The 13,310-nt window shown below is 44.0% G+C and carries 13 protein-coding genes; all 13 read left to right on the top strand.

Annotated elements, in window-relative coordinates; translation table 11 throughout:
- Position 1: 1 nt before the first annotated feature.
- The 13 genes from DFP95_RS17175 to DFP95_RS17115 all read left to right on the top strand — a co-directional run bounded on the left by DFP95_RS17175 (position 2) and on the right by DFP95_RS17115 (position 12,807).
- On the top strand, positions 2-1,015 hold the full coding sequence (locus DFP95_RS17175; RefSeq protein ID WP_115993884.1) for a polysaccharide biosynthesis protein: 1,014 nt from the start codon (positions 2-4) through the stop codon (positions 1,013-1,015).
- Positions 1,003-1,854, top strand: a complete 852-nt coding sequence (locus DFP95_RS17170; RefSeq protein ID WP_115993883.1) for a sugar nucleotide-binding protein — start codon at positions 1,003-1,005, stop codon at positions 1,852-1,854. The genes DFP95_RS17175 and DFP95_RS17170 overlap by 13 nt, the downstream gene beginning before the upstream one ends.
- Before the next feature lie 13 nt (positions 1,855-1,867).
- The gene (gene wecB, locus DFP95_RS17165; protein WP_115993882.1) at positions 1,868-2,992 is read left to right on the top strand and encodes a non-hydrolyzing UDP-N-acetylglucosamine 2-epimerase; all 1,125 of its coding nucleotides are present in this window, start codon (positions 1,868-1,870) and stop codon (positions 2,990-2,992) included.
- Between the two features lie 12 nt (positions 2,993-3,004).
- On the top strand, positions 3,005-4,237 hold the full coding sequence (locus DFP95_RS17160; RefSeq protein WP_115993881.1) for a glycosyltransferase: 1,233 nt from the start codon (positions 3,005-3,007) through the stop codon (positions 4,235-4,237).
- Positions 4,238-4,245: 8 nt separating this feature from the next.
- The gene (locus DFP95_RS17155; RefSeq protein ID WP_181907480.1) at positions 4,246-5,319 is read left to right on the top strand and encodes a glycosyltransferase family 2 protein; all 1,074 of its coding nucleotides are present in this window, start codon (positions 4,246-4,248) and stop codon (positions 5,317-5,319) included.
- Between the two features lie 31 nt (positions 5,320-5,350).
- A complete protein-coding gene (gene rfbF / locus DFP95_RS17150) occupies positions 5,351-6,121 on the top strand; it encodes a glucose-1-phosphate cytidylyltransferase (protein ID WP_115993985.1) in 771 nt (256 codons plus the stop codon).
- Entirely contained in the window at positions 6,118-7,185 is a 1,068-nt protein-coding gene (gene rfbG, locus DFP95_RS17145; protein WP_115993879.1) for a CDP-glucose 4,6-dehydratase, read from the top strand. The genes rfbF and rfbG overlap by 4 nt, the downstream gene beginning before the upstream one ends.
- Positions 7,186-7,188: 3 nt before the next feature.
- A complete protein-coding gene (locus DFP95_RS17140; RefSeq protein ID WP_115993878.1) occupies positions 7,189-8,424 on the top strand; it encodes a class I SAM-dependent methyltransferase in 1,236 nt (411 codons plus the stop codon).
- Positions 8,424-8,957: a dTDP-4-dehydrorhamnose 3,5-epimerase gene (gene rfbC / locus DFP95_RS17135; RefSeq protein WP_115993877.1), complete on the top strand. Its 534-nt coding sequence runs from the start codon at positions 8,424-8,426 to the stop codon at positions 8,955-8,957. Before DFP95_RS17140 ends, rfbC begins: the two co-directional genes overlap by 1 nt.
- Positions 8,958-9,250: 293 nt before the next feature.
- Positions 9,251-9,898, top strand: a complete 648-nt coding sequence (locus DFP95_RS17130) for an acetyltransferase (RefSeq protein ID WP_245987713.1) — start codon at positions 9,251-9,253, stop codon at positions 9,896-9,898.
- The gene (locus DFP95_RS17125; protein WP_115993876.1) at positions 9,892-11,064 is read left to right on the top strand and encodes a DegT/DnrJ/EryC1/StrS family aminotransferase; all 1,173 of its coding nucleotides are present in this window, start codon (positions 9,892-9,894) and stop codon (positions 11,062-11,064) included. Before DFP95_RS17130 ends, DFP95_RS17125 begins: the two co-directional genes overlap by 7 nt.
- Entirely contained in the window at positions 11,057-12,466 is a 1,410-nt protein-coding gene (locus tag DFP95_RS17120) for a glycosyltransferase (protein WP_115993875.1), read from the top strand. Before DFP95_RS17125 ends, DFP95_RS17120 begins: the two co-directional genes overlap by 8 nt.
- A 113-nt stretch (positions 12,467-12,579) precedes the next feature.
- The gene (locus tag DFP95_RS17115; protein ID WP_115993874.1) at positions 12,580-12,807 is read left to right on the top strand and encodes a hypothetical protein; all 228 of its coding nucleotides are present in this window, start codon (positions 12,580-12,582) and stop codon (positions 12,805-12,807) included.
- The last annotated feature ends 503 nt before the right edge of the window (positions 12,808-13,310 follow it).

Here is a 13,310-nt window from a genome sequence, read left to right as displayed (position 1 = left end):
TTTGTTCGCGAATAAGACGTTGATGATTACCGGGGGAACCGGCTCGTTCGGGAATGCGGTGTTGGATAGGTTCATCCACACGGATATTAAAGAAATTCGTATTTTCTCCCGCGACGAGAAGAAACAAGATGACATGCGTCGTCACTATAAAAACAACAAAATTAAATTTTACCTCGGCGACGTTCGTGACCTGCATAGTGTACGTAATGCGATGTTCGGAGTGGATTATATTTTTCATGCCGCTGCTTTGAAGCAGGTACCGTCTTGCGAGTTTTTTCCGATGGAAGCGGTCAAAACCAACGTTATCGGGATGGACAATATCCTGACGGCAGCCATCGAACAAGGCGTGGAACGAGTGGTTGGGTTGTCTACTGACAAAGCGGCGTATCCAATCAATGCGATGGGCATCAGCAAGGCCATGATGGAGCGGGTGCTCGTAGCGAAATCGAGAACGACGGATAGAACGATCATTAGTGGAACCCGCTATGGCAACGTTATGTGTTCGCGGGGGTCCGTCATTCCGCTGTTCATTGATCAGATTAAAGCGGGCAAGCCCATTACGATCACCGATCCCAACATGACAAGGTTCATTATGAGCTTGGATGAAGCTGTGGAGCTTGTACTGTTTGCATTCCAGTATGCGCAACCAGGCGATATTATGGTGCAAAAGGCGCCTGCCTGTACGATAGACGTGCTAGCACAGGCAGTTATGGAACTGTTCCCATCAAGTAGCGAGATTCAATATATCGGTATTCGACATGGCGAGAAGTCATATGAAACTCTGCTTACGCAAGAAGAATGCCTCCATGCGCGCGATTTAGGAAATTACTATCAAGTGTCTGCGGACAACCGGGATTTGAATTATGCACAATACTTTGAAGAAGGAAAGCGAACGGCTCCAACGCTTCAAGAATTTACTTCTAACAGCACAACGAACTTGAATGTAGAGGAAGTGAAAGACAAGTTGCTAAGCCTAGATTATATTCAAAGCGAGTTGAGATCATGGAAGTATTAGTGCTTGGAGCGGGTGGCATGGCCGGTCATATGATCGCTATTTATCTGCAAGAAGCGGGCTATCGAGTGACAGGCTTCGCAAGATCGCCGTTATCCTTTTGCGAAACGATCGTTGGGGATGCCACGAGTCAAGAAAGGATATGGAGCGCTGTCACGAGGAAGCCGTTCGATGCGGTTATTAATTGTATAGGTGTGCTTAATAAGGCAGTGGATCAGAATGTAGCAGATGGTATTTATCTGAATAGCTACCTGCCACACTATTTAGTGAATTGTTTGAAGGGGACGGCTGCTCGTGTGATTCACTTAAGCACCGATTGTGTTTTCTCCGGCAGGCAAGGAAACTATCGCGAGGATAGCTTTAAGGATGGCGAAACGCTGTATGATATCACGAAGTCGCTTGGCGAGATTGACGATGGTCGCAATTTAACTTTTCGCGCGTCGATTATCGGTCCAGATATGCGTAAGAAAGGCATGGGGCTGCTTAACTGGTTTCTCCAGCAGAAAGAGACTGTTAATGGTTTCACGGGTGCGATCTGGACGGGGGTGTCCACGTATACATTGGCACAGGCGATTGATCATGCTCTGAAAGAGAAACTCACCGGACTGTATCATCTTGTGAACAATACCCGAATTTCTAAGTATGATCTCTTGCAACTGATCAATCGGATGATCCGGGAAGAAGCAATTACGATCATTCCTAGCGATGCTGTTCAAGTAGACAAATCGCTTGTTAATAATCGCACGGATTTCAGGTTACAAGTCCCGACATATGAGCAGATGATGATGGACACCAAAGAGTGGATGAGGGCTCATCGCGAGTTATATCCACATTACCATTAAAAGGATGATTCCAATGCGAAAGCTGAAGTTGATGACGATTGTCGGAACGCGACCGGAAATCATTCGATTGTCTGAGATCATCAAAAAGGCTGATCTCTATTTCGACCATTTGTTTGTACATACAGGGCAAAACTACGACTATAACTTAAATGAAATATTTTATGAGGACCTAAACCTTCGCAAGCCGGATCACTTTCTGAACGTTGTTGGAGATCATCTAGGAGCAACGATAGGGAACGTTATTGCCAAGTCTTACGAACTGATGGCGGCAACAAGACCGGATGCGCTCTTGATTCTCGGCGATACGAACTCTGCTTTATCTGCGATTTCGGCCAAGAGATTAAAGATCCCAATCTTTCATATGGAAGCGGGTAACCGTTGCTTCGACGAAAACCTTCCGGAAGAAACGAACAGGCGGATCGTTGATCATATAGCGGACGTAAATCTCCCTTACACCGAACACGCTCGGCGCTATCTTCTTGCTGAGGGAGTGCGCAAAGAGCATATTTACGTAACCGGCTCACCGATTGCCGAAGTGCTGCATGCGCACCGTGACGGGATCTTGAACAGTCGGGTGCTCGATACGCTTAGCTTAAATAAAGGACAATATATGATTCTCTCCGCGCACCGCGAAGAGAATATTGATATTGAGGAAAACTTTTACTGTCTGATGGATTCGGTAAACATGTTAGCAGAGCAGTATCATATGCCGGTCATTTACTCCATGCATCCACGCAGCGCCAAAATGATTGAAAAACGGCAGTATCAGTTTCATCCGCTCGTCCGTTCGCTTTTGCCTTTTTCTTTTACCGACTACAATTGTCTCCAACAACACGCCTATTGCGTGATTTCCGATAGCGGAACGTTGCCGGAAGAGAGCGCGATTTGCCGTTTCGCCGGCGTGAGTATCCGCACTTCAACGGAGCGCCCGGAAGCATTGGACAAAGGCTGTGTAATCCTGGGGGGGATAGCACCTAATCAGGTTTTACAAGCGGTAGGCATGGCTGTAGGAATGGCCCGTGACGGAGATTACGGTTCGATTGTCCCCGATTATGCGGAGCTGAATGTGTCCTCAACGGTCATTCGCTTGATTCAAAGCTATACGGGCATTATTAACAAGAAAGTTTGGAATAAGTAAGGGGGGAGCGCGGTGCGCCGAGAGTATCCGTTAGTGTCCATCGTTATTCCAGTCTATAACGGTTCCAATTATTTGCGAGATGCAATCGACAGCGCTCTGGTACAGACCTATCCGAACGTAGAAGTGATAGTCGTTAATGATGGATCTTGCGACGATGGAGCGACAGAACGTATCGCGATATCCTATGGCGATCGAATTCGTTATTATGCGAAAGAAAACGGCGGTGTCGCAACAGCACTTAATCGTGGAATTCAAGAAATGAAAGGTGACTATTTCTCTTGGCTGTCCCACGATGATATGTATAAGCCGGACAAGATCGATAAAGAAGTCGGGGCCATATTCCGACTGAACGACTTGACGCGCATTGTGTATAGCGAGTATGACCAATTGGATGTTCATTCTGGACGGACGACTCCGATTCGAGATAGTCAGAGTTATTCAATCGAGCAACTCACCAACTCTGTTTTTCCTGCTGTGCACAACTTAATTCATGGGTGCAGCCTTCTTATTCATCGCATGCATTTCGACAGAGTCGGCATATTCGACGAGAAATTAGTCACTACGCAGGATTATGATTTATGGTTCCGAATGTTTCGACATCAACGGCTTGTGTTTGTGCCCGAGCCATTGCTGATTTCTCGACAGCATGAAGAACAGGGAAGCAAGACGATTAGTCGACATGGTCTGGAACGAGAAGAGTTATATTTGGGCTTCATGAACCAGTTATCCGAAGATGAAATGGGTTCTATGTACGGAAGCCCTTACAATTGTTACTATCAGTTGAGTCGTGTTTTAAAGGATGCCGGGTTAGAAACGGCTTATCGCTATGCGAAACAAAAATTTCTAACGGCCACCGTTCCGAATGACGTGAATGTGAAGCTGGGGCTGTTCAATGAACAAATTAAACAATTTTCGGACGGCAAAGCTCGGCAGGTATGCATCTTCGGTGCAGGCAACTACGGCTTGCGTTTATTGCAAGAATTGAAGGATAGACAGGTACAGGTCGATTTCTTTTCTGACAATGATCCGAGCAAATGGGGGCTTAATTTTAATCAGGTTGAATGTATCGAGCCTGCGGCATTGTCGCCGTATAAGGAGAACATGCTTGTGTTGGTTGCTGCTCGAACGCCAGGGGAAATTGTGAAGCAGTTAACATTCGCAGGGTATCCTTACGTCCGTAAGAAGCAAGATTTAGATACGAAATTTATCGAGATTCCGCCAGGCCGTCAACAAGTATTGGATTGAGAATGGGGTTGAGCCAGTTGCTAGTCTCTATCATTATTCCGGTGTATAATACCGAGGCTTTCGTGGGGCGAGCGATTGCAAGCGCGATGAATCAATCGTACTTGGCTATAGAAATCATTCTTATCAATGATGGCTCTTCAGACCGATCCGGCGATATTTGCGATGAATATGCAGTTAAGGATAGTCGAATCAAGGTGATCCATCAGCAGAATCAAGGTGTATCCGCTGCACGCAACAAGGGGTTGGATGAGGCGACAGGGAGCTACATTCAATTCATGGATTCCGACGATGAAATCGATCACGATATGACAAAATGGTTGGTGCAAGCGATCGCCGAGAATAAGAGCGATCTTGTCATTTGCGGCTATGCGAATGTTTCGGACAAAATTATTGAGAATAGAACAGAAGAACGTAGTTTTACTGCAGAGCAATGGATATTCCATTCTTACGTCAATCCGAAGCTAGCCCCGCTCTCATGGAGTTCTTGCAATATGTTGTTTAAACGTTCCATTATCGAGGAGCATAAATTACGCTTTGAAACCATCCTTTTAATGGGGGAGGATGTTCTCTTTGTGCTCTCTTACGTTAGGCATTGTCAAATGATATATACGCTGAATCGTGTTCTGTACAAATATTATATTTTCAAACCCGACGATAGAGTCAGCGCGATCTCCTATTTTTCACCGGACCTCTATCGTTTTCGCATCTTACATCTTGAGCGGATGTTCGCCAATTTAAATTCAGAATTGGGTAAAGAAGAGTTGCGCCATGTTTATCAAGCTTTCATGAATGTTTTGATTTTAAGTTTGGTTCACATGGGCGGTTACGCAGATTTTTTCGCCGGAAGAGATATCGTCAAGGAATTGTCGTTTATTGTTCATCATCCACGCGTCATCGAAGCATCTAAAGTATATAAGCGGCCGAGAAGGGCTGACAGCCGAATCATCCCGTTATTGATCAGATGGAGACTACCTCGGTTTTTGTTGCCATATCTTCTCTCCAGAGGGAGAAAGTACATAGAGAAAAATGGCAAGAGGGCACATGTTAGGTCTATATTTAGGGGCGCAAAAACCGATATATAATAAAGATGCGGATGTTAAGGAAGGAGCGCTTATGAAAGCTGTCATTCTAGCAGGTGGATTTGGAACTCGTATTAGCGAGGAGACGCATCTCATGCCCAAGCCGATGATTCAGATTGGCGGCAAGCCGATTCTCTGGCACATCATGAAGATGTATTCGTACTATGGCGTGAATGATTTCATTATATGCCTTGGGTACAAGGGGTATATGATCAAAGAATACTTTTCGAATTATTTTCTTCATACGTCGGATGTCACGTTTGATTTGAGAACGAATGAGATGTCGGTTCATCGGAATACGTCGGAGCCATGGAAAATTACTCTCGTGGACACTGGCGAGAATACGATGACTGGCGGTCGTCTCAAGAGGGTTCAGCAGTATGTGGGTAATGAGACATTTTGTTTCACCTATGGCGATGGGATAAGTGATGTAAATATTAAACAATTAATTCGTTTTCATAAGCAAAAAGATAGGCTTGCTACTGTAACGACAGTACAGCCGCCTGGGCGATTTGGCGCAATAGACCTTAATGCAGATCGGATTGTCGGCTTCAAAGAAAAGCCTCAGGGAGACGGCAACTGGGTCAATGGGGGGTTCTTTGTGCTTGAACCGGGGATCTTTAATTATATTTCAGGGGATGAATCCATATGGGAACAGGAACCGATGGAGGCGTTAGCTTCAGACGGACATTTATCCGCTTTTTTCCACTCGGGATTTTGGCAACCTATGGATACACTAAGAGATAAAGTGAAGTTAGAAGAAATATGGCAGTCAGAGCACCCTCCTTGGAAGGTATGGATATGAGCATATCTAGTTTTTGGAATAGAAAAAGAGTTTTCATTACTGGGCATTCCGGTTTTAAAGGATCATGGTTATCTTTATGGCTCCAAATGCATGGAGCTGAGGTGGGAGGGTATGCCTTACCCCCAACGGAAGGTCCTAACTTATACCATTTGGCTCGAGTCGGTCACAATATGACATCCATTTTTGGAGATATTACTGATAGTCATAAATTGAGCACCTCTCTTAGCGGGTTTCAACCTGATATTGTTTTTCATTTAGCTGCACAACCATTAGTACGTTATTCTTATATCCAACCGATTGAAACGTTCAACACGAATGTGATGGGGACCGTACATCTTCTTGAAGCGGCAAGACAATGCGAAAGTGTTAAGGTGGTAGTCAATGTAACTAGCGACAAATGCTACGACAATCCAGGGAGCCAAAGATCAGGTTTTATAGAGAGTGATCCGATGGGAGGACACGATCCTTACAGTTCGAGCAAGGGCTGTGCTGAATTGGTGACAAGCGCATATCGAAATTCCTTTTACTCTAAATCAGGAAAGTGTTTAGCATCTGTGAGGGCTGGAAATGTAATTGGAGGCGGAGATTGGTCGGAAGATCGAATCATTCCGGACTACATTCGTTCTCTCACAGACGGAAAGCCAATGCTAATTCGCAACCCGGACGCTGTTCGACCTTGGCAGCATGTATTAGACCCGCTATCCGGTTATTTATTATTAGCACAAAGAATGTGGGAACAGGGCGATGATTACTCCAAAGGGTGGAATTTTGGGCCCAATTCTGAGTCGGTTGTTACAGTCAAGAAGCTCATTAATATGACCGAAAAAATATGGCCGAATGAAGTCATATATTCCTCCGAGGGGCAAGTCGAAGCTCACGAGGCAGCATTACTTACTTTAAATAGCACTAAGGCGAACCGCGAGCTTGGCTGGAAACCGAGACTTAATGTCGATGGGGCAGTAGCTTGGACTATCCAGTGGTATAAGGCGTATGCAGAACATAAAGACATGGGTGATTTTTCAGCACAACAAATAAAAAGATTCGATGAGATGGAGGGGGTGTAACCGATGAGAAGCCAAGATTGTCGGATCTGCGGAAATGCATTAGAGTATACATTTGTGGATTTAGGTTTATCTCCTCTTGCAAATTCTTATGTAAGTTCTTCAAAGCTTCAGCAAATGGAGCCAATGTATCCTCTAAGAACCTTTGTATGTGAACGATGCTTCTTAGTCCAGGTAGAGGATTTCGAATCGCCGCAACATATATTTGAAGATTATGCGTATTTCAGCAGTTTTTCGGACAGTTGGTTAGAGCATTGCAAGATTTACGTCGACAAAGTTGTTCGCCAATTCCAACTAAACGAAGCAAGTAAAGTCGTTGAAATAGCGAGTAACGACGGTTACTTGCTTCAATACTTTCAGCAGCAACACATCCCCGTACTTGGCATCGAACCTGCAGCGAATGTAGCCAAGGAAGCAAAAGAAAAGGGAATTCCGACCATCGTTGATTTTTTTGGAACCGAGCTAGCTCAGAAATTGATCGATGAAGGAATTCAGGCGGATCTTTTGCTCGGCAACAATGTGCTTGCCCATGTGCCGAAATTGAACGATTTTGTTAAAGGTATGAAGATGTTGCTTCGTGATGGTGGGGTTATCACCATGGAATTCCCTCATCTGATGAAGCTGATTCAACAATGTCAATTCGATACGATTTATCACGAACACTTTTCTTATTTTTCCTTTACTACGGTATATCAACTATTTGAAAAGCATGGCCTTCAATTATTCGATGTCGAGGAGCTTCCTACCCACGGAGGATCGTTGCGTATTTACGCCAAGCACATTAGCGATGCAGGCCACCCCGTAACAAGGAACGTTCAATTGCTTTTGCAAGAAGAGGACGTGTTCGGCATTAGCAATATGGTCACCTATCAGAGGTTTAAAGAGGACGTCAAAAAGTTGCGGAGACAATTAGTCCGATACCTGATTAATTTAAAGGAAAACGGAAAAACGATCGCAGGCTATGGTGCTCCTGCGAAAGGGAATACATTGCTGAATTACTGCGGAATAGAAAAAGATTTTTTGGATTATACTGTCGATCGCAGTCCGCATAAACAAAACATGTTTTTGCCAGGGTCGAGAATTCCTGTCTACGCACCTGAGTATTTAAAAGAGGCTCATCCGGATTATGTTCTTATACTCCCCTGGAATCTAAAAAATGAAATTATTAAACAGACTGAATTTATCCGTGAGTGGGGTGGGAAATGGATTGTTCCGATACCGGCAGTTGAGGTGATCGACTAATGAAGTTTGAGGAGTTATCCATTCGAGGTGCTTATCTCATAGGATTGCAGCCTATTCAAGATGAAAGGGGTTTTTTTGCCCGTACTTATTGTGATAAGGAATTCAGAGAGAACGGACTAAACCCCCACTTTGTGCAGTGCAACGTTTCTTACAACGTTCATCGAGGAACAATAAGAGGAATGCACTACCAGTCGGCTCCTTATGAAGAAACGAAACTCGTTCGTTGTATAAGAGGAGCCATTTATGATGTCATTATCGACCTGCGTGCTGACTCGGAGAGTTATCTTCAATGGGCGGCAGTCGAATTGACAAGCGATAATCGTAAAATGCTGTATATACCAACGGGGGTCGCACACGGATTTCAAACGCTTCAAGACGATACGGAAGTTTTCTATCAAATGGGAAGTTTTTACGAACAAGCTGCTGCAAGGGGTATTCGTTGGGATGATCCTGCTTTTAACATTACGTGGCCTTTGAAATGCTGGAATATGTCAGATAAGGATGCGACCTATGGCGGTTTTGAGCTGCACTAGGGAGTAAATAAATGTTGTCATCAGTCCCTTTAAATCTCTATTGCTCTTCCTATCAGTGAATATTATCAAAATGGCCTGAATCATCATCTTGTCCAATGTCAGCTGAGGGTGCACTGATCGGAGTACGCTGCTCGGCGGGTTTCGAACGCTTGTGGACAATGCCGACGTGATTTGTCAACCTGAAAGTACCATTGGAATTCGCTGTTGCCTCTCGAGATAAGCGCGATTTCACTTAAGGATAGTGAATATTAATTATCTAAACTATTAGAATGGAGCCTATTACTTTGAATATCGTGATATGGGGAGCAACAGGACAAGCAAAGGTCATACATGAATGTCTTTTAGAAGGAGAGCACAAGATTGTTGCGCTCTTTGATAACAACATAGATGTACCCAGCCCGCTTGACGCTCCTATTTATTACGGAAAAAAAGGGTTTGAGGAATGGATCGCTAAACAGGATTCCAATCATGGTTTAGGCTTTATCGTTGCAATTGGAGGCGATAAGGGGAAGGATAGAGTTAAAATATTCGAATATTTGATAGATTTTGGATTATCGCCGATAACAGTAATACATTCATCGGCTTATGTTTCTTCGTCTGCTGTGATTGGGGATGGAGCGCAAATTTTATTCAACGCTACAGTAGGTGTTGATTGCAATATTGGAAGGTGCACTATCATTAATTCCGGTAGCATCGTGGAGCATGATTGCAACGTAGGAAATGGTGTCCATATAGCTCCGGGTGTCCGTATGGCAGGATGCGTTGAAATTAAGGATTATGCAACGATCTATACTGGCGCAACGATCATTCCAAGAGTAAAGGTTGGGAAATATTCGATAGTTGGAGCGGGGGCGGTTGTAACGAAAGATGTACCTGATAACGTAGTTGTAGTTGGAAGCCCTGCACGAATAATTAGAAAAGTAGGAGAATGGGAATGGTGAATAAGAAAATAGCCGTGTCCGGTCCTTCTATCACAAGTAAAGAGATCGAATACGTTAGCGATGCTGTGAAAAATGCATGGTACGAAGACGCAAATATATATAATGATCGATTCGAACGAGCTTTTGCAGATTATATTGGGGTGAAATATGCCGTTTCTCTGCCATCCTGCACCTCTGCGATTCATTTATCTTTGCTGGCAATGGGGGTCGGTGCCGGGGACGAAGTCATTGTGCCTGATATTACATGGATTGCGACATCCGCTCCTTTGAAGTATGTGGGAGCGGATCCGGTATTTGCAGATATTGATAGAGATTCTTGGTGCTTATCCGCGGACAGCTTTGAAAGTAGAATTACATCAAAGACAAAGGCTGTTATACCTGTCGATTTGTACGGGAACATCCCGGATATGGATAGCATTATCCAGATCGCTCGCAAACATAACCTATACGTGATCGAAGATGCGGCTGAAGCGATTGGCAGCGAATACAAAGGTAAAAAAGCGGGAGCGTTCGGCGATGTCGGCGTCTTTAGTTTTCATGGCTCGAAAACGATGACGACAGGCGAAGGCGGAATGCTTGTCACCGATGACGAGAATATTTGGAGAAAAGTGCTGTACAACCGAGATCATGCAAGAAAACCGGGGGACAAGTTATTCTATAATCAAGAGGTGGGCTACAAGTATAAAATGAGTTCACTCCAGGCTGCACTTGGTTTAGCGCAGTTGGAGAGAATAGATGAACTAGTGCAACAAAAGAGAGAAATTTTCAGCTGGTACCAAGCGTATTTGAAAGATACGCCATATATCTGTTTAAACTCGTCATCTCTTGAAGTAAAGAATACTTATTGGATGGTTACAGCTGTCGTTAATCCAGAATTAGAGATGGAAAAAGAACAATTGATGAGGCTGCTCGATCAGCACAACATCAGTTCTCGTCCATTCTTCTATCCACTAAGTTCTTTACCAGCCTATGAGTTTGAGAGCTCTAAGTTTAACTACCGGGAATATAATGAAGTTTCGTACTCGATTTCCCCGATAGCGGTCAATTTACCGTCTGGTCTAAATTTAACTCGGGATGATGTGAAGTATGTTTGCGATACGTTGAAGGTGATTTTAAAAACACGCAGCCTGAATAATCGATTGCCGCGGAGGTGTAACGATGAGTGAGGTTGCCCCTAAATTCTCTATACTGCTTCCGACTCGCAATCGAAGTTTTGTTGTAGAAACGGCGATACAAAGTGTAATGAACCAATCATACGTCAACTGGGAACTCATAATCGTAGATAACGATGTTGATGATCGAACCTATCAAGTTGTTCGTAAGTATATAGGTGGGAAGGTCAAGTATATTCGAACAGGCCAAATGGCTATGCATGCCAATTGGCAGACCGGACTTAACCAAGCGACTGGAGAGTACATCACCGTGCTTCAAGATAAAGCGCAATATGCCCCCTATGCGCTTGAGGTCATTGAAAAGCACATCAGACAGCACATGGATATCCGATTATTTGTGTGGGGCTTTATTTTTAACGAAGCCCAATTTTCTCGTTATCCAGAGGAAAACATTCGCACCTATCGGTTTACTTCGGGCGAAGTGCTGCAACTGTTTCTGAATGAAGAGCATAGCGTCATCAATCCGGTTTTGCCCAAGATGATTTTCTCTTGTTGTCATCGCTCCATATTGGTGCGTTGCAATCAACTCAATCAAGATTTATTCCAGCCGATCTCTCCGGACTACACGTCCATGTATGCCCAACTATCCTATTTCAACGAGTTGGTTTGTATCGAGACGCCGTTAGTCCATTTTAATGACGAATTTAGCAGCGGAAGAATGATTAGATATAAAACCGAAGACAGTGCGGTCGTTAGAGATTTCAAAGAACTAACGTTGAACGGTTCCATTGAAGGGTTGTATGAGGGGACAAGTGTAAATTCTGACACTCAATTCAATTCGATTCTAGGCGATTTTTACCGAATAAAGAGCGTGTTCGGGGGACATTTAAATCAATTAGAAGGCAATAGAATGAATGTTTATCGGGAAGCAGTCAAACAAATATTCGAAATGAACGCTCTAGGCGTAAATACAGAAGTTGAACGCAAACAAATTGATGAAGAACTTGCCAAACAGCCTAAATTTGTCAATCAAATTGTGAGAGATTATGAGGCTTCTTTGCTTGTTAAGCATCATGCAGTTCAATATGAAATGGCGTCGGAATTAGTCATAAGTATTTTAAAGTTCTATTTGGACTCAGGAAAACGAGTTGCTCTGTGGGGAGCAGGAGCAACCGCGAAATACTTCTTATCTCAACTTAATTCAGCTTCCGTTAAGGTATGCTACATCGTCGATTCCAATGCAGATAAATATGGCTCAGCAATTTGTGGGGTTACAATCGGAGCTCCGGAACTACTGAATGAAGAGCCCGTTGATCTCATATTCGTGTCGATGGCAAGTAGGTGGCACGAGGAAGTCGTTGCGCAGATTAAATCTATTTGCGAGAAGGTGTCTATCCTATCTCCACTAAATATAGAAGAGTTTTTGGGAAGGTATCGACTTGCTCACGAACGGTAATAAAAAGCTGATTGCTGACCATATTACAAATTCCAAGGAAGAGAAAAATTATTTGGAGAACTATAGAAAACGGCAAGGTTAAATGATTTGTTGATAGCGGCGAGAAAAAGAAAATGGTGGGCTTCCATGGAATCCCGGATTATCAAGCAGGGGCGATAATAAACTTCGAATATCGCGATTCTCTCGGAAATGAAGTCGTGGGAAATGCGCAAGGCATCAACAGCAGCATCCTTATTAAAGGCGGCAACAATAAATTGATTATCGGAAAAGGGGTTTTTTGGAAGATACGCAGATCGTTTTCCAGAATGATCATGGGATTTGCATTAATGGGAACAGCGTGAAGTACCGAGGAACAATCGTGATTGGCATGGGATGTGAAGTTAATCTCGGCGCTTCCCTTATGGTGACGAAGAATTGCGAGATCAATACCTCGGAGAGTATGCATGTACGTGTCGGCGACGATTGCAGTTTGCGACGGACATTAAAATCTGGACGCATGATTTTCACCCGTTCTATGATGTGGAGAGCGGAGCGAGGTTAAATTCGAGCCAGTCCGTAGATATAGGCAATCACGTTTGGTTTGGCTATGAAGTTGCCGTTTTGTCCGGTTCTCAAATCGGGGATGGCAGCATCATTGGTTTCAGGAGCATCGTTAAATCTCTTATTCCGAATAATTGCGTCGCAGCAGGCTCGCCTGCTCGCGTTATTTAGCTCAATATAGTGTGGGATCATACGAATTTGCATGTCATTCCGCCCTATAGCCTGTCGAATGACGATTTTATTTCTGATAAACGATACTGGAATCGAACAGATGAAGGTACACAATAATAACGTCGTGATCTCA

It is taken from the genome of Cohnella lupini (assembly GCF_003386205.1).
Classification (GTDB): domain Bacteria; phylum Bacillota; class Bacilli; order Paenibacillales; family Paenibacillaceae; genus Cohnella; species Cohnella lupini.
Note: the sequence above shows the minus strand (reverse complement) of the source record. Positions and strands in the feature narration are given on the sequence as shown.